A 19,424-nucleotide genomic window follows, 5' to 3' on the forward strand; every position below is an offset into this window, starting at 1 on the left:
CTAGAATCCCATTTTTAAGGTTAAAGTATATTGTTTTGCAATTGGCAACGCCACACCGCCTGAGTTTACGAATTCTGGATCCTGTCCATTAAGACGTTTATCTGCATAGATCAACCAAGGGTTGATGACGTTAAATCTAAGTCCCAGATTGTTCATTTTGATAGATTTCACAAAATGTTTTGGTAATTCATATGATAAGGAAATATCTTTCAAACGAATAAAATCACCTTTAGCAACAGTTTCAGTAGAGTAATTATAAGCATTGTAGGCATAACCAAATTGACTGTTATTGCGAATAAAGCGAGAATCCAAAATAACTGGAATATTCGTAAATGCTTCATCGCCCGGAACTGTCCACGCATCAGAAAACTCCCTTGGTGTCGCATCAAGATCAGTATAACCTGTTCTATATGCTGGATCCAATCGAACTACATTTCCAAATGAGTACGTAATAAATACATTTAGCTTAAAATTCTTGTAAGAAAACACATTGCCAAAACTTCCCATATCAGTCGGTTCAGTAGGTCCCTCATATTTTAAGAAATCAATCCTTTTACGTTCTTGAAAATAAACACCTGTCGTTGTCTCTGCTCCATCTATGTAATTATATACAGGCAATCCGTTAGGAAGAAGTCTATTAAAAGGAATAGAAAACAACGGTCTTACGGGATAGCCCACAACTCCATAACCACCAGCGGCAATTAGATCAGAGATTCTGCTATTATTTTCCAAAGCAGTTATTTTATTCTTCGCTTTTGTATAAATGAAACTAGATGTCCATGAGAAATCCTCCTTTTTCACAATTGTCGCAGATAGACTAAACTCCAATCCATTGGATTCCATATTGGCAACGTTACCATATTTTGAAATCTCTCCACCAAGTCCCTGCGTATTAACAATACCTATTAGGTCAAAATTCTTGCGTTTATAATAATCTACATCTAAAGCAATTCTATTTTGGAACAAACCAATAGAAGTACCAATATTCAGTTCGTGTTTTTTCTCGTAAGTCAGCTCAGAATTTTCTAAATCTGAAATAGAAAGACCAGTTTCTTTGTCTGCAGTACTTGGTCGCCACGGGTTGTAACTCTGTATAATGATCTTGGAATTGGTAACGAAATCAGGGCCTCTATCTGCAGTCAAGCTATAGGATCCTTTGAAACTTAGACTTGAAAAAGGTGTATTCAACTTTTTAAAGAAATCTTCCTCCATTACATTCCACATTCCAGAGACATTCCATGTTGGCATCCATCGTGCTGAAGTTGATCTCCCCAAACGGTTAGTCCCCTCATACCTTAAGGTACCATTAATGGTATAACGATTATCAAATGTATAATTGGCGGTACCATAAAATGCGACTTGTCTATTCCGCGCTGGTGCTACATCGCCATTTTTTCTGCGATCAATGGAATAGTAATCTGCATTTTCCTCTTGACTTTTCTTAAATAATTTATAGTCAATAAATGGAAGCTCCCCTAAATCATATTGTAAGCCCCAGCCTCTAAACCAATTTTGATTTCGGTCAACCGAATTCGTTTCCGCTCCTCCAAATGCATAAAGCTTATGGATCTCATTAAATGTTTTATCGTATGCAGCAGTAAACCGAAAGTCTTTCGTCAACATCTTGTTATCTGTACGGTTATAAATACCTCCATAAGGTAAAATAGAAACAGGAACAGCATAAGGATCACTTGGGTCTGTATATAAGAAAGGGTTTGCGTCACGAATAAATGTCGTTGGCATCCAACGATAAGCTAATGCTTGATTTGACTGATCTTTGATATAATGTTGCTGTGATGTTTGTTGATATCGTGTAGCTGCTAAAATGCCTAACTCTAGCGACTTAATTGGTTTCCATTTAAGTTCACCTTGAAATTTAATATCTGCAGCATTAATATCCATATAATTATTATCCAATTCATGTAAGATGTTAAAAGGTGCATAATTTCGAGTATAAAATTCATTAGCATCAAGTGTACGTGAGTTCCTTAACGCATAGGTATATGGATTAATATCAAAATCTCGTTTAATTTCCATGGAGACTCGATCCACAGATGACCCTATCGTACCAGGTGCCCTTTGATCCCGGTAGGATCCATTTGTTCGCAGGTCCAATTTTAGATTATCGTACAAATTATAGGATGCATTGAACATACCTGTGTAGCGCTTTACGTCAGATTTACGTGCCCAGCCATTATCAAAAACTCCACTGATAGATGTATAGTACTGTGCTCTCTCTGTACCTGAAGAAAGACTGACCGAGTGATTCTGCATGATTGTTTTGCTAAACAATTGTTTAAACCAATCGGTGTTTCGGTATTCCGCCTGTCTTAAGTAGGCGTTTCTTGCCTCCTGCGTATTTTCTAACTGCCCCGCTTTGATCAACTCGTACATTTTCCCATAGACTCCTGATTCGGATCTACTTGCAACATCAGCCATTGTCAACCATCCTCTTTGTTCAAGAGTCTGATAAAAGGCCATCTGTTCCTGGGAATTCATAATATTGAAATTATTATAAGATGGTATAGCCCTAGAAGTAAACTCTCCAACATAATTTGCAGAATTTCTTCCTGCAATTCCTTTCTTGGTTGTAATAACAATGACACCACCCATAGCGCGGGCTCCATATATCGAGGTCGCTGAACCATCCTTAAGTACTGTGAAAGATTCGATATCGTTTGCATTTAATCCTGCAACAGCTGAACTGATCAATGTCAATGCATCCCCTGAAGAAAGATCGTCCGAAGAAACATTCGCAACATCTTCTATAATAATTCCATCAATTACCCAAAGGGGTTTTGAACTACCATAAATTGACGTTGCACCACGAACACGAATCTTTGGAGCAGAACCAAAAGTTCCGGTTGTATTTTGAACTGACACGCCCGCTACACGCCCCTCTAAAGCTCTTGATGGATCGGGAAGGCCACCAAGCTCTATATCTTTCATATCAACTTTAGCAGTTGCTCCTGTAAAAGTTCTTTTATCAATTTTAGCTCCTAATCCTGTTACGACGACCTCTTCAATTTGTTTTTCATTAGAGTCTAAAATAATCGAAATTACATTTCTATTGTTAATAGCAATTTCGGTATTATTGTACCCCACGTAGCGGATAACTAACGTCGCACTTCCATCAGCATTGATTTTAAAGTGGCCATTTCCATCAGTCTGGGTAGAGATCGAACTACCTTTAACAGTAATTGTAGCGCCAGCCAATGGATTTCCGTTATTATCTTTGATAGTTCCAGAAACGATTTGCTGTAAATCCTCAGTAACTATTTCGTTCTTCCCATTGCTGTTTATAGAAATTGTGTTGGCAATAATCTTGTACTCAATATTTTTATTCTTCAGAATAGAATTTAATGCCTCTTTGACAGATGCATCCTTAAGATTGACTGTAATACGAGATTTTGAGTTCAGATTTTCACTGTATAATATGCGGAGATTGGACTGCTTAGAAATTGCCGAAAGTGCTTCTTCAATCCGTGCATTCCTCATCTTCAATGTAACCTTTTGAGCGGTTCCTTTTGCATGGACTCCGGTTACAAATGCAAATAAAAGGCATGTACTAATTTTCATAATACGTAAGGGTTTGCAAAACCTGTGATCTTGAGGTATCAAGGACCAGGCTTTGCCAAATGGTAAGTTATTCATACATTTACATTTTGTGGTTAATTAGGTAATTAATAGTTCACTTTTAAGTTATGAGCCCTTTGATCACATTTCTGAACAGGGATGCGCCAACATTCCTGTTCTCCTTTATAGGCTACTTTAAGTTTTGGATAGTAAAATTATATCATAAGCATTTACGATTTAAGATGATTTAGTTTTTATTCTCAATAATCAGTTCTTTACCGTGAATTTCAAAACGGAGATCACTGACATACGATAGCATTTCCAAAACTTGGGAGAGCTGCACATCACGTTGAATACTTCCACTGTATTCCTTGGTTAGCTGCACATCCCCTCTAAACTTTACCTCCAAATCATACCATCTCGAAAGCTGATGTGCAATATTAACAATGGTCTCCTTTTTAAAATAAAATTCATTGTTGTGCCATGCTAGGTCTTGCTGAATATCTGCTTTACCCTTGACAAGATTATTTTTTGAAAGTGATGCAAACTCCCCGGGTATTAATTCAAGTTTATTTTCCTTTTGTCTTACTTCTACTTTACCTTCTACTAATGTCGTACGGATATTGTCATGATAAGCAAATACATTAAAATGCGTTCCTAACACTTTGATTTCGCCCGCTTTAGAAGCCACAAAAAACGGTCTTTTCGCATCGTGCGCCACTTCAAAATAAGCTTCCCCTTCAAGCGCCACTCGTCTCTCATTATCAGGAAATTGCGCTGGAAATGTTAAATTAGACTGTGCATTTATCCAAACTTTAGTACCGTCACTTAACGTCAGTTTATAAAAACTAGCGCGGGGAACAACAAGGGAATTCAAATGATCTTCGGCATAGGAACCACTATTCTTAACAATCAATTCCAGATCACTGGCCATTAATGTTTTATTATTGTCCAGCGCCTTAGCAGTTGTATTATTCAACAAAAATTCATCACCATTTGCCATTCTCAAAATTGCACCACTTTTTGCTGGTGCAATATCTCGTCCAACAGCTATGGTTTGTTTTTGTTCACTTGTATCCTTTATCAGCAAATTATTATACCATATATAAACAAGTCCCATCACTAATAATAGTGATGCAGCGATTCCAATTAACCATTTTCCGTTTGATTTTGTATTTCCGCTTTTATTGTTCAGTTGATTCCAAGCTTTATTAGCATCCAACTGTCTTAAAATGACCAAATCTTCCTCTATATTCTGTGCTTTTTGAAATGACGCTAAAAGCTGTTTGTTCTGAGCACTTGCTCGGAGCCATTCATCAAACCGTAGCTTTTCCTCTTCGGTCAACTGATCGCAAAGAAATTTATGGATTAGGTTAGCAATATGTCCTGCATTTTCCTTCATATATTACACTAAAGAAACGCAAGACGAAAAAAAGGGTGACAAAAATTTAAATATTTTTTAACAAAAATATAATAAGGGGAATAAATTCAGGGTTCAGCCGATTTAATAACATTTTCATACCCCGTTGCTTTTGTGTTTTTACAGTATTAATGCTAATTTGAAGTTCTTTGGTGATCTCAAGATTAGACAAGCCTTCTAGATATCCCAAACGAAAGACTTGTTGACAGGAGGCAGGCATTTGCTCAATAATTTTATAGATTTCCTGTATAACCTCACTATGAATCATATTCATTTCAAGCGCAGTATTATCCTCTTCTGTAAACCCGACTACATTCCAATACTTTTGACGTACTTTCTCATGACGAATATGATTATAACAGGCGAAACGCACAGAACTATAGAGATAGTTTTTGACAGCGGTCTCATTATCACTTACTTGATCAGAGTTTTTAAAATAGGCAATAAAAGAGTCTTGCACGAGATCTTCTGCAACTGGCAGGTCGCCTAGTATCTTCCACGCAAAGTGACATAGACCGTTGTAATGTGTTTTGAATAATACTTCTTCCTTCTGCATATTTTAGAATACTCGGTTCCCACTGCTCTACCGTGTTCCGTAGATGAGAATTTTAGGACATATATGTACATCTCATAAAGATGCTTAATAATTGTGCCATAAAAATGGGTAATATTTTTTTATTATTCACAAAATAAAAAATATTAGCGATCATATTTTTAAGGAATAGAACACCAGATCCGCAGTTAATAGAGATTCAAAAACATTACTAAAAACCTTAAAAACGAAATATCTTTTAAAAAAAAGTGACAATTGATTCAAAGAAAAATCTTCATTTACCTGGAATCAATTGTCACAATTTTGAGTAAAAGTATATAGCCCTGAAATGAAGAACAACTTAAAAAAATCGCAGATTCAGTATTATCAACATTATGATTTTTATCTACATTATTTTTAGTATATAGTAGCATTAAAATTTGAAGTGCTGTTCTATAAAAATTAGATCTTATTCCATTTTTACAAAAGACGCGTTACATGAGCAGCTAGCTTTTCTCTTGTCTGTTTTGGAAATAATTTATAAACTTCAATATATCGTTTAAAATCTTCTTTGGTATTCACTTGAAACCGATAAATATGAGGAATAACATCACTTTCAATATGTTTTTTCATAAACACGATCTCCTCATTAATCAATTCCTCCTTAACATTATCCAGCCAAGTGTTATTTAATCGACTATTCGCTTTCTCAGCTTGCTCATATAATTTTAAACTCCGATAGTGTTCCACTAATAACTCAAGATTATCTTTGTGCTGTTGATTTTTTTCTCTGTAATGATTGATCAATTTTAAATACTCATTATAGAGTTTATTATTAGCACCATCTGATTTTATCAGCATATGGATTGATTCGCTACCTCCATCATTTAACAATATATCTTCCAATTCAATTTGCTTATATATACTGTCAACAGATAAATTGTATTGTTTAGATTCTCTTCTATCCACCCAAAATGTAGTGGAAATATAATATTTCGGAACACCGAGCTCAGGCTGGCGAGCAAATCGTTCAACCTCTTGTGGCTTAACAACATCTCTATCCCAAGAAAAAACGGCCTGATAAACTCCACTTTCAAAATTTTCTAATCCCACATTAAAATTACCGTTTTTTAATGTATCTGAGAGAACTTTACGGCCTGTATTTAAATTGTATAGATCTATATACAAAGATTGTTTTATAGCGAGCGTTCCGCTTAAAACACCCCCATCCGACGTTTGGCATCTTGTTAAGACACACAAAAGCAAGAAAAAGAAAAAGCTGTACTTCATATAATCAAAACTAATACTTTAAGCAATACTGGATCATGCGTAGCAGCATCCAGTATTGCTCGAAAAAATAATCTGCTCGTATAGTTAGTTACTTAACTTAACTAATTTACCATAGAAGAATGAATTGGGATTGTCAGCTTTTATTAATCCTCCAACTCCTTTTACATTAGCATTACTACTGGAAATATAATCGAGCTTAAATTCTGCATTAATAAAATAATTCTTAATTGCAGTAATAACCCACCCATTATTCCAATTCGTATTTGATACAGAAGGAATATAGTTTGATAATTTAATCTCATTTCCTGCCATCACATAATCAAAAGAGGCATCCGCAAGATAGCTGGATGTGCCTATCTTAAACCAAACTTCCAATTTTGCTTTTTGCGAATTCATTAACCTAAATGTCATAGAAATCATTGATGCATTATTTAGACCATAGTTAGCAATTTGGTTATTCCACAGGGCGTTAAATTCTGAATTTATTCCCCCCGGCATTACTGGTCCCTCTACCTGAATAGCATTATAAGTATCTCTGTATCCAAAAAAGGCTGTAATTGGCAATACTGGAACAGGACTCTGCTGCACCTCATATTCCTTATTGAAAGAATCAATCAGAACAAGCTTCCCATTGCTCAACTTAGCTTTCAAAAAGCTATTCCCATTTAATTTAATCGGTTCTGCGAAATTAAGTCCACCCAAATCATAATTGAACTTACCCTCCAAAGCCGAGATTTCTCCTCCAGAAATATAGGTAAAGGAGAATGTTTTGTTTTCGTCGCTAAAAACAACTTCTATTTTACCTTCAATCGACGGAACACTTATATTTAGGTAGGAATTTGAATTCAAGAAATCGAGAAAGGAGTTTCTGTTCACACCAAATCCATTTTCTAAATAGGCTTTCTGCTCATCTTCTTTCGCTTTCACTAAAATTAATGGTTTATGAAATTTTCTCCCGTCAAAAAATAAAGTATCGCCGTGAGTTTTAACATAATCATATTCAATGTCGCTACCCATTCCTTTTCCTGCTTGTCCTCCGAATACACTCGGATCTGGATCTTGTAACATCGTCAAGTAGGTATACGTATCAAATGATAATGTTGCCGCCATAATCTGGCGGACCCGATACGTGGACTCTTTCACTTCTAAGGAGGTTTGATTGTCCAGATCGGCGATCATCTTAACTCGATCATTTGCACCAAACTGCATGTAAAAACCATACCCTCCTGAATACTCTGTAGTCAACGAAGCTTTCCAGCCATATGGCGCGTCAACCAGTGTTTTTTTAACATATGCAAGGGTATCTGAGATCCGTGAGTCAGGATCTCCCCCCAGCTCTAGTTCAACTTCTTTAGGCTTGCTACAGCTCATAGCGAGCATGACCAAGCACATAAAATAAAATATCTTTCTCATATTAAAATTTTCTTTCGATTATTTGTCCCAAAATGATGGCATTTGGATCCTTACTATCTTTAAAATCCATAAATTTCAAATATTCTTGTGGGGAGACATCTTTAAGAGGGGTATGCCAGTCCAAAACAAAGTTTGTATTTCCCAAATAATTAATTAAAGGTGTGACATCTTTAACGACCCAATCTATTTTTGCGTTATCATAAGCACCTCCAGTACCTTGCGTCGTAGATTTGACAAATTTAAAGGTATTATCTACCTGTTTTGTAATATTGAAATCAATAGCCGCGGAATAAGTGTTTGAGTTGTCTCCAAACGTAATATTTAATGTAGCTTTAGCAGATGAAACTATCCTAAACTGCAATGACTTCGTTGTCCAGCCCCCCAATTCATCGAGGATCGGGTTTAACACTTCTTTTTGCTTAGCAGAGATCTGTTTGCTAAGTCCCCAACTATTTCGATAATCCCAATCTAACCATCCAACGTAGTTATTTGACATTAATGTTGGTAGCTTAAACTCCGTACTTTTGTAATTTTCCTCCATCACCCGTTGAAACTCCATTTGCAATTGAGTCACATCAATATTAAAATACTTTGTCATATAATCGCGTACAATTACTTCTTTTTGCTTAAATTTTGGGTAAGCGGTAGCACCGGAGCCATAAGCATAACTATCGTAAAATAACTGTCCTCTTACAACCAGATGAGACAAAACTTCAGCAAAATCCTCACCCACTGATTTTCTAGAATAGGGTGTAACAAAACCTAATGCACGTGCCACCGCTGGTGTATTTTCAAAAGATGTCCAGTTAGCATAATAGTCGCCAACACATACTTTTTCAAATTCAGGTGGAATGAAACGATTTTGGTTAATAATATGCGTAAATTCATGGTGAATCACTTGAAGATTTCCAAGGACTGACCCTGGATTAGTTTCATTAAGTCCATTTAAGCCATATAGAGTAATACGTCTTCCGCCATCAGCGGTACCACCTTTCACAGACCCGTCCGGATCATAATCTCCTGAACCAAAAAGAGCAAACTGTTTAGGCGTATATGTTTTAATAAAAGGCACGCCGCCTACTTTACCATAAATCTCCAAAAAGCCTTTTTTTACAATATCCATCTGGGGAATCACTTTGGATTCATCTGCAGGTGCAATATTTTTATTGATATCATGCATGTTACGCTGATACCGATATACAACCTCTATATTATAAGGGTCTGTTAAATTTTTTGTTATCCAATCGTCAATCGCACCAGGCGTAAACGTATCATAGTTCTGTAACTTATAATTTAACTTATCCTCTTTATTGCAGGCAAACAGTAGTCCGACTAAACTGATTCCTGTAACTATCTTAGTTATCGTTTTCATACTTTAGTTTTATCTTGGGTTTTGTTCTACACCTGCCAATTTAGCTTCCTGTGGAATCTGAAATATTCTCCTTGGGTCTTCTGGCTTTAATTCTATAAATGTCTCACGTTCATCATTTCCAATCACATTATGTTTTACTGTAATACCCTTACGGATAATATCAAACCAGCGCAGCCCCATTGACATAAACCCTATTTGTTTAAATTGTAAAGCAGTCTGGATCAGTGCTTCCTTATCATCAGATAAATTAAAAAACTCTTTAGACTTGGCTACTGTGACAGCATGTGTACTCGGATTATAATTATTAATCCGGTTACTTGCAAAGAGATTTAAATCTGCCAATGCAGCATTTATATTTCCTAATTCAAGATAGGCCTCTGCTCTATTAAGTAAGGCTTCATCTGTCACAAATATCGGCACCATAAGCATTGCATAACCAGTACCTGCTGTAGCGTCGCTAATATAAAAGAATTCCTTCCAGAGGTAAGTTGTATAGTGTGGCGCGCCATAATTCAACCCCAAATTATAAAGTTGTGCCCCAGCAGCGGTCTTGCCATTGTAGATATCCTGAGTGACTCTGACACCCATTGCATATCTGCTGTTCCACCACCTTTCATAACCACTATTGGTTTCAGTTATCAATAGGTTATAAACCTGATCAGCCTTTGTGAAATTGGTACGTACTGTTGCGACATCTTGTGATTTGAATGTTGAATTAAATGGTGTTAATTTTCCTGAGAAATTACCACTGGGAAAAATCTTATTAGCATTATCCACAACTTTTTGCCATTCACCGGTAAATAAGTAGAATCTTGCTGCAAAAGCATGTGCCGCAGCCGGTGTAAAATGATATTTTGGCACATTCCATGCGCCATCACTACCGGCAAGTAGTGATAGTCCTTCTTCCAAATCTTTTCGGATATTGTCATACACAGACTTGACAGTACCACGTTCGTAATTTTTAAGGGTTATAGTCTCTGGATCTGTCACATACGGAATTCCTGGAGAATCGTTGTTCGCATTTGATGAGCGGTCGTATACTTTTGAAAAAAAAGTAACTAACATAAAATGATTATAGGCACGAGCGACCAAAGCTTCACCCTTATAGGGTAATACTTCATCTCCAAAATTATTTTTCTCAATCGCTTTCAATGCATGATTAGCTGCTGCAATGGCAGCATAGCAGGCATTCCAATACGCTGTTGGCGTATCTTTATCACTATCAATAACGTCTTTCCAATTATAAAGATGTGGAACAGGTTCATACAATTCACCTACTCCTTTATCTTCCACATTGTCCGAATAAGTTTCGGTCATTGCTAAATAATTATTGGACGGATATGCTGAAGTAACCAATCGTTTTACTTTATCCACAGTATTAATTTCCGCCCGCATATCTGGTTCTTGATCGAGATATTTACTACAACTTGTAAACAGAATTGTAGAAGACAGTATCAAATATTTAAAGTTTCTTAATTTCATAATTTAATTGTTTAGAAGCCTAATTTAACGGAAAGAGTTACTTGTTTAGGAACAGGCAAGGCTACCCCTCCATTACTAAAAAATTCAGGATCTACTCCATTTAATTTTTTGTCAGAATACAACAACCAAAGATTATTTCCAACGAGATTAAATTGAGCTGTTCTAAACTTAATACGGGAAACCAGTTCTTTAGGTACATTATAGCCAATAGAGATTTGCGATAAACGTAGATAATCACCTTTCGCAACTCTTTCAGAAGAATAATTGTAGGCATTATAAGTGTAATTTGCGGCATTTCTATCACCGAACCCATTCTTTACATCAAATTCTGCAGATAATCCATCCAGTGAAGAAGGGATTACTGTTAGGTATTCATCTCCACGGTAGATAAAGCGATTAATTAAATCTTTAGATACATTGTACATATCTAAATAAGAGGTCGCGTAACTCGGTTGTAGTCTAACTTTATTGCCTAGCGCAAATTTTAATAGAAATGAAAAATTAAAATTTTTATACTCAAATCTATTATAATACCCGCCTGCTACTGTAGGATCTACAGGTCCCTCGTATTTTAAGAAATCTGTATTTGTATCCTGAAACCAAAAGTACGTTGTATTAGGAGTTCCATCTGTACCAGTGAATGTTGGATACCCTCCTTTTTCTTCTAGCTTTTCAAAATTAATGGAATATAAACCTCGATGTGGGCCACCTAACCGAGCTCCACCTTCTGCAGATATTAAGTTCCAAATATTACGTGTTACATCCAGTTTTGTAATTTCTGTTTTATTAAAGCCTAAAGTGAATTGTGTTCGCCATGTAAAGCCTTGTGGGTCTTTGAATGGATAACCGCCTAACTGAATATCAACACCATGCCCCTTCATATCAGCATAATTAGCTAATTTCTCGAATTGACCTCCTATACCAGAGGTACGAATTGGACCAATGAGATCAAAGTTCTTTCGGCTATAATAATCCACATTTAGATCTACACGATTATTTAAGAAACTTAGGTCCGCACCAATATTTAATTCATACATCTTTTCCCATGTTAGCTCAGAATTTTCCAAGCCGTCAAGATTAATTTTACCTTCTTTTTCGGGCTCGAAGGGACGATAAGTTACAGCATTATAAAAAAGAGCCGATGAATTTGATGCATTCCCCATGTTAGCTGTTAGCCCATATGTTGCACGCAGTCGGGCTGCCGAAAGAATTTTATTGTCTTTATTAAAAAAGTTCTCTTGATTAATATCCCAAGCACCAGACACATTCCAAGTTGGCAACCAACGGGCCACCCTCGAACTTCCCATCTTATTTGAACCATCATACCGTGTCGTAAAGTTAAAGGAGTATTTATCCCGATAATTATAGGCTCCTCGGAGCGCGTATGCTAGTTTTCGATCATAATAATACATCATACCGAATGGTGCATCGCCACCTTCAATAGCTTTTTTATAAAATCTATAAGTAGGCATCACCAAATTGCCCGTTTCGTACTCTATCCCTGGCCCTGTAAAATCATGGTTTTGTTTATCGGCGTATTGAAGTTCATAGGTACCAAATAGATTTAAAGTATGATCGTTCCATTTTTGATTATATTCCAAATTATGACGCATGTAATAGCTAATCATATTATTATTGGCTAAATTGAAGAAACCTCCATTTGGTAAAATGACATACTTATCGGTATTTGGAAAATCAGGATCAGCATACAAGAACCGATTACCGCTATTAACAGTTTGATCAGCATTTGCTCGATAAGACCTTGACAAATTTGCATTCTCCGTTATAATATGTTGTCGTTCAGAGTTGTAATAACGATACATACCATTAGCAGAATAGGTCAAAGAGGGTAAAATTTTGTAAGTTACACCTGCCTGTACCTTTATGTCCATCAATTTGAGTTTGATATAATTATTATCAAGTTCATTTAAGATATTGAATGGGGCATAGTCTCTGTTAAAATACTCTCGATCACCATTTTCATCAAATGCAGTTATAATGCGACTGGTATTCAATGAATAAGAGTAAGGATTAATATCAAAATCCCGAGAATAGCTACCATAGACTGCATCAGAATTCCGATTTAACGTCCCTGGTGTTCGCTGATCGCGAATATTACTTTGAAAGATAAACTCGGTGCTCAGTTTATCATTAATTTTATAGTTGTTTCGAACATTTGCGGTAAAACGTTTTGCTGAATTGCCTAATGTGAAACCAGAATCATTCATAAAGCTCGTGGAAGCATACGTCTGACTCTTGCTCGTCCCGGTAGCCATACTCAAGGAATGATCATGTACAAGGGACTGTCTAAAAAGTAAATCAAACCAATCAGTATTCGCATTAGTATAACGTTGCAAAAACTGATAGCGAGAAGGGGCATCATTGCGTAAAGCATAGGAATCTTTAATGGGATCGTAATCATACATTAGATTATACATCTTATTGAATACACCGCCCGTTGGTGCCCGAGAAACCTGGGAATGATTCAAATACCCCTTATTTTCCATATCAATAATCAACTGCATCTGCTCAGCAGAGTTCATAATATCAAATTGATTGTAATTAGGTTTAATATAGGTCGTAAAATTCCCGGAATAATTAAAATTAACAGCCCCTTCCGTATTGCGTCCTCGCTTGGTATTTACCACGACAACACCATTCATCGCTGCAGCACCATACATCGCAGTGGCAGCGGCGTCCTTTAATACTGTAATTGATTCAATATCATCGGGATTTAAACCAGCAACTGAAGAACCTAACAAGGTATTTGCATCTCCAGTTGATAATGCTTCGTTTGAGATGTTGACAGCTTCATCCAAGATCACACCATCAATTACCCATAAGGGTTTATTATCACCTGTTAACGAAGTTGCACCGCGAACCCGAATTTTAGGCGCTGCACCAAATGTACCCGACACATTTTGAACGGAAACACCGGCTGCCTGTCCCTCCAGCATCCTGGAAATATCTGGCACACCGGCTCTTTCAGCTTCCCTAGCATCAATCTTTGAAGAGGCTCCAGTGAATAATTTGCGATCCAAATTTTGATAACCTGTGGCAACCACATTTACTTCATCCAACTTAAGGTCATCAGCGGTCAATGCCACAGTTAATGTCGATTTGCCACCAACTGAAATCTCCCTAGTTCCAAAGCCTACGTACCGCACAACCAAAATTGCATTAGGACTCGCATTAATCTTAAAGTTGCCTGATTCATCTGTCTGTGTCGAAACGGAAGATCCTTTTACAGTGACAGTAGCGCCGCTTAGCCCTTTTCCATTTTGATCGATAACTCTACCCGTAACGGATTGCTGAATGGAACTGTTGTTCGTATTTGTCGCAGACCCTCCATTGATCGAAATCGTATTTGCAATAATCTTATAATCAATATTATTACGCTTTAAAATAGAGTTTAATGCTTCCTCTATTGATGCATTTTTTAAATCCACATTAATTCTAGATTTAGAATCAACATTATTTCCATAAAATAGTTGCAAATTGGATTGCTTGGATATCGCATTGAGCGCTTCTTCAATCCGTGCATTTTTCATCTTCAAAGTAACTTTCTGCGCAATGCCATTGGCTTGAACTCCGGTTACAAAGGCGAAAAGAAGACAGGTACTAATTTTCATAATACGTAAAGGTTTACAAAACCGTGGATCCTGGGGTATCAGACGCCAAGTTTTGCCAAATGGTAAGTTATTCATACATTTACTCTTAGTGGTTAATTGGGTTTACTTAATTCACTTTTTAAATTTTTAGCCTATTTGATCATCTATGAACAGGGATGCTGCAACATTCCTGTTCTCATGTTTAAGAAGGCCATAGGTTAGGTATTTTTCCGTTCACATAGGCATTAGTTTTATTTGTTTTCTATTGTTAATTCTTTTCCATTAAGCTCAAATGTTAGGTTACAGACATAAGTCAACATTTCCAACACTTCAGATAATTTAACATCCCGTTTGAAATTGCCTGTATAAACCTTATCCAATGCAACGTCCTTTTTAAATTTGACATTGATGTCGTACCATTTAGAAAGTGTAGAAGATATTTCAACAATGGTTTCTTTTTTGAAATAAAACTGATTATTATGCCAAGACAAATCGTGTTCTAAATCTGCCTTTCCTTTACTCAATTTTCCTCCAGCAAACTTTGTATATTCTCCAGGTTCTAAAAACAGCAATTCTCCTGAATTACTTACCTGCACACGACCAGAAGAAAGGGTTGTACGCACATTTGTGCTATAGGCATTAATATTAAAATGCGTCCCCAATACCTTAACCTCATTACCTCTAGACTCAACATAAAAAGGGCGTTTGATATCGTGTGAAACCTCAAAATATGCCTCTCCTTCTAAAACAACACGACGTTCGCTTTTATCAAACTTTGTAGGAAATTTAAGCTGCGAATTTGCATTGACCCAAACTTGCGTACCGTCTTCCAGGTTTAATTTATAGAAATGCCCTTTGGGAACAACTAAGGTATTATATTCCGTCTGGCTCTCTTCAGATTGAACTGCAGCTTCAATTGCTTCTTTAGTCTCTCCGACAACAACTTCTGGATGTAATGTCTTAACTGAACTTTCCAAAGGAACCACAGAGCCATCTGCCAAAAGCAATAAAGCTCCTGATTGTGCGGGCAAAATATCTTTTTTTATAACTTTGTTGATCGCTGTTTTATCCGAATCGATTACTTTCTTATCACGAAGGTAAAATAATACCAACCCAAATAACACAATTGATGCTGCGGCAACACGACCAAAAGATCGAAAGTCAATTTTTTTTATCTTTGGAGCTCTGCCTACTTTGCGCCACGCTTCGTCCTCATCTAGCTCTGCGAAGAAGATTAGGTCCCGCTCAATATTTTTTGAGTCACGAAAGCTATCAATAAGATCTTCGTTTTTTTGGTCAGACTTTTTCCAATGTTCAATAGATGAACGCTCTTCTTCGTTCGCTTGTCCTCGAAACAGTTTATGGATTAGTTTGGCTATGTAATTGGTGTTAGCTTTCATATCTATAGATTAGAAACCCTATAGACCGAGACGGGGTGACAAAAAAATTAAAATTATTTTAACAAAAAAATAATAAAGGGCAAAAATTCAGGGTGAAGCTTTTCCAGCAACATTTTCATACCGCGTTGTTTCTGTGTTTTTACAGTATTTACACTAATTTTAAGTCGTTCGGTAATCTCTAAATTTGACAAGCCTTCCAGATACCCCATTTTAAAAATCTGTTGACATGATGTAGGCATTTGTGCAATAACTCGATACACTTCATTTATTATTTCTGTATGAATCATGGATAATTCCACTGAATGGTCATCCTCTTCCTTGAAACCAACCTGAGACCAATACTTTTCTTTAACTTTCTCATGTCGGATGTATTTTAAACAAGAAAACCGAACGGCAGTATAAAGATAGTTTCTAATGAAATTTTCAGATTCATCCATTCGATGACTTTCCTTAAAGAAGGTAATAAAGGCTTCCTGCACCAAATCTTCAGCAACAGATGCTTCCCCCACAAATTTCCAGGCGAAGTGACACAGGCTTTTATAATACAATCTAAATAACTTCTCTTCTGGTCCCATAGTAAAAAACGGGTATAACTCACAATTGATTAGTAGTCGATTAATGGTTGTCGAGCAACTAGTTAAGCATAAATATAGGTTTTTAAGTTTATTCAAGCAAAAATTAACTTATTTCGAATAAATCAGATTAAGCCATCTATACTCTCAATATACTGACTTAAAAAGAATTACGACACAAATTACATTGAATCAATGGAATATTAAGCTGTAAATTCTATGTAACACCTTCTTTTATTAGTCTTTTCTAGTTTCTAATACTCAACAAAAAATTATCTTTTCAAGTATTTACACAAGATCATGTTACCTAAAAACTTCATTTTTTCGAGTTTTTTTACTATATTGTAGACTTTCAAAAAATTTAAAACAAAGACTAAATGCTATTTACTGTTCTATCAGGATTAATAACATCGAGCCTTATTGTTCCATTTGGTAGATTCCTAAAAACCAAATGGGGTTTTATTCTCGCATTTTTACCGGTACTTTTATTTCTGTATTATATAAAACTTGTGGTCCCCATTAGTCAGGGATCCTATTTTGTACAATCGACAGCATGGGTGCCCTCACTAGGCATTAATCTGGATTTCAAATTAGATGGTCTGTCACTTCTCTTTACATTAATGATTACCGGAATTGGAGCTTGCATCTTTTTTTATGCAAATACCTATCTTAAGGGACATAAATACATCGACCGTTTTTTCGGCTACCTCTGCTTGTTTATGTCAGCCATGTTGGGTCTTGTGCTTTCGGATAACATGCTATTGCTCTTTATATTTTGGGAATTAACATCTATCAGTTCCTTTTTTCTAATCGGATTCAACAACGATAATGCTGATTCCAGAAAAAGTGCAATGACCGCGCTATCCATTACAGGTCTAGGCGGTTTCTTTTTACTTGCTGGTTTTATATTAATGGGCAATATCGCCGGCACCTATAATATCACCGAACTTGTGGGCAAGGTTGCATTGATTCAACAACATCCACTCTTTCCGCTTATTTTTGGATTGGTAGCGCTTGGTGCAATCACAAAATCGGCACAGTTCCCATTTCATTTTTGGTTGCCTGGGGCGATGAAGGCACCCACTCCGGTATCTGCATACTTGCACTCAGCCACCATGGTGAAAGCAGGAATATACCTGCTGGCTCGCTTTTCACTGATCTTGGGCGGAAACCCAATCTGGACATATTCACTTATGATCATCGGTGGTATTACCATGCTCTACGCTGCATTTCACTCACTTTTCAGAACGGATCTCAAGGGGGTACTCGCCTATTCTACAATATCCGCATTGGGGATCTTGGTTTTCTTACTCGGTCTTGGATCCAAGGAAGCAGTGATCGCCGCCAGTGTCTTTATCCTTGTGCATGCTTTATACAAAGCAGCGCTGTTCCTAATTACGGGTATTATCGACCATGAAACCGGCACACGTGACTTGACTGTCTTGCGCGGATTACGCAAGGTCTTAGCTCCTGTCGCTATTGCAGGGTTTCTAGCTGCATTGTCAAGTGCGGGAGTACCCTTGACCTTTGGATTTATCGGAAAAGATCTGATTTACGACGCCACTTTACAAAGTGATTCACAACTATTCTTTTATTTGACGGCTGCCGCAGTTCTGACGAACATCCTCCTGGTATCTGCTGGATTTATGGCCGGAATAAAACCCTTTGCAGGCAAATTACCAGAACAGTTTGACCATGTGCACCTGCCCTATAAATCCATGTGGATACCCCCATTATTGCTTGCTGTATTGGGGATCATATTCGGCTGTATTCCGGGCCTTATTGGCGACTGGATCGCTGGACCAACCGCAAATAGTATCTTAGCTCAACAGGAAGTTTTTCACCTAAAGATATGGCATGGTTTTAATCTGATACTTTTACTGAGCGCCATAACCATTGTGGTCGGAACACTTGTATTTATTTCAAACCAACCAAGTACGAAGAAATTGGCATGGATTGCTACTTTTGATAAAATTTCCCCAGAGAATATTATTAAGGTCTGTGCACAGGAGATTGTCCTATTCTCCGCTTTTTTCACAAACAAGATGCACAACGGTTACCTACGTTCATATCTTTTGAAAATCATCTTATTTGCTGAATTATTAATTGGCTATCAGCTATACCTGGGTGGACCACTTCATATCAAATGGGAAACCTTGTCCCCCGTCAGCTTTTATGAAGTGACAACAGTATGTATTCTGATTGGCGCTATTGTATTAACGATCCGAACTTCATCAAGGTTAACCGCAGTCGTAGCAACTAGTGTCGTTGGCTATGCAATATGTCTCATCTTTGTTTTTTATAGCGCCCCAGATTTAGCAATGACTCAATTTACGATCGACACCCTAACAGTTGTTCTGTTTGTATTGGTCTTGTTTAAATTGCCTTCTTTTCTAAACTTGGCAAACCGGCGTACCATCATTCGAGATGCAATAGTAGCTATTATATTTGGCAGTATGCTGTCTATGGTCGCTTTACGTGTATTACATGAACCAACCACTACCAATATCAGTAAATTCTATGGTGATTATGCATACGTACTGGCGAAAGGAAAGAATGTTGTCAATGTACTGCTTGTTGACTTTAGAGGTTTTGATACCATGTTTGAAATTGTGGTATTGAGCATCGCTGCACTTGGAGTGTACAGTTTATTGAAATTACGTCTAAAATCATCTGATAAAGAATAAAAATAAAAGGTTAAAAATTAAGTAAAAAAAGAGAATCAGTTGGAATGCCACAGGCTTGCACAACCAAAA

The 19,424-nt window shown here is 36.8% G+C and carries 11 protein-coding genes; 1 reads left to right on the forward strand and 10 read right to left on the reverse strand.

The window, feature by feature from the left end:
• The 10 genes from DFQ12_RS16385 to DFQ12_RS16430 all read right to left on the reverse strand — a co-directional run bounded on the left by DFQ12_RS16385 (window position 1) and on the right by DFQ12_RS16430 (window position 16,671).
• Window positions 1-3,579 (reverse strand): SusC/RagA family TonB-linked outer membrane protein, encoded by a 3,579-nt coding sequence (locus tag DFQ12_RS16385; protein WP_244211764.1) that lies wholly within the window; start codon window positions 3,577-3,579, stop codon window positions 1-3.
• A gap of 244 nt (window positions 3,580-3,823) precedes the next feature.
• On the reverse strand, window positions 3,824-4,978 hold the full coding sequence (locus DFQ12_RS16390) for a FecR family protein (protein WP_120260150.1): 1,155 nt from the start codon (window positions 4,976-4,978) through the stop codon (window positions 3,824-3,826).
• A gap of 46 nt (window positions 4,979-5,024) precedes the next feature.
• Window positions 5,025-5,552: an RNA polymerase sigma-70 factor gene (locus DFQ12_RS16395; protein ID WP_120260151.1), complete on the reverse strand. Its 528-nt coding sequence runs from the start codon at window positions 5,550-5,552 to the stop codon at window positions 5,025-5,027.
• Window positions 5,553-6,008: 456 nt separating this feature from the next.
• A complete protein-coding gene (locus DFQ12_RS16400) occupies window positions 6,009-6,818 on the reverse strand; it encodes a hypothetical protein (protein ID WP_120260152.1) in 810 nt (269 codons plus the stop codon).
• Between the two features lie 84 nt (window positions 6,819-6,902).
• Complete coding sequence (locus DFQ12_RS16405) at window positions 6,903-8,231, reverse strand: DUF4302 domain-containing protein (RefSeq protein WP_120260153.1); 1,329 nt, start codon at window positions 8,229-8,231, stop codon at window positions 6,903-6,905.
• Window position 8,232: 1 nt separating this feature from the next.
• Window positions 8,233-9,603 (reverse strand): substrate import-associated zinc metallohydrolase lipoprotein, encoded by a 1,371-nt coding sequence (locus DFQ12_RS16410; RefSeq protein WP_120260154.1) that lies wholly within the window; start codon window positions 9,601-9,603, stop codon window positions 8,233-8,235.
• Window positions 9,604-9,612: 9 nt separating this feature from the next.
• A complete protein-coding gene (locus DFQ12_RS16415) occupies window positions 9,613-11,085 on the reverse strand; it encodes a RagB/SusD family nutrient uptake outer membrane protein (protein ID WP_120260155.1) in 1,473 nt (490 codons plus the stop codon).
• 11 nt (window positions 11,086-11,096) lie between these two features.
• Window positions 11,097-14,717 carry a SusC/RagA family TonB-linked outer membrane protein gene (locus tag DFQ12_RS16420; protein WP_167457297.1) on the reverse strand — a complete coding sequence of 1,207 codons (3,621 nt, stop codon included), beginning with the start codon at window positions 14,715-14,717 and terminating at the stop codon, window positions 11,097-11,099.
• A gap of 230 nt (window positions 14,718-14,947) precedes the next feature.
• Complete coding sequence (locus DFQ12_RS16425) at window positions 14,948-16,096, reverse strand: FecR family protein (RefSeq protein WP_120260157.1); 1,149 nt, start codon at window positions 16,094-16,096, stop codon at window positions 14,948-14,950.
• A gap of 53 nt (window positions 16,097-16,149) precedes the next feature.
• Complete coding sequence (locus tag DFQ12_RS16430; protein ID WP_120260158.1) at window positions 16,150-16,671, reverse strand: RNA polymerase sigma-70 factor; 522 nt, start codon at window positions 16,669-16,671, stop codon at window positions 16,150-16,152.
• A 374-nt stretch (window positions 16,672-17,045) separates the two neighbouring features.
• Here DFQ12_RS16430 and DFQ12_RS16435 point away from each other — a divergent pair, with 374 nt between their 5' ends.
• Window positions 17,046-19,355 carry a putative monovalent cation/H+ antiporter subunit A gene (locus DFQ12_RS16435; RefSeq protein ID WP_120260159.1) on the forward strand — a complete coding sequence of 770 codons (2,310 nt, stop codon included), beginning with the start codon at window positions 17,046-17,048 and terminating at the stop codon, window positions 19,353-19,355.
• The last annotated feature ends 69 nt before the right edge of the window (window positions 19,356-19,424 follow it).

It is taken from the genome of Sphingobacterium detergens, from assembly GCF_003610355.1.
GTDB lineage: Bacteria > Bacteroidota > Bacteroidia > Sphingobacteriales > Sphingobacteriaceae > Sphingobacterium > Sphingobacterium detergens.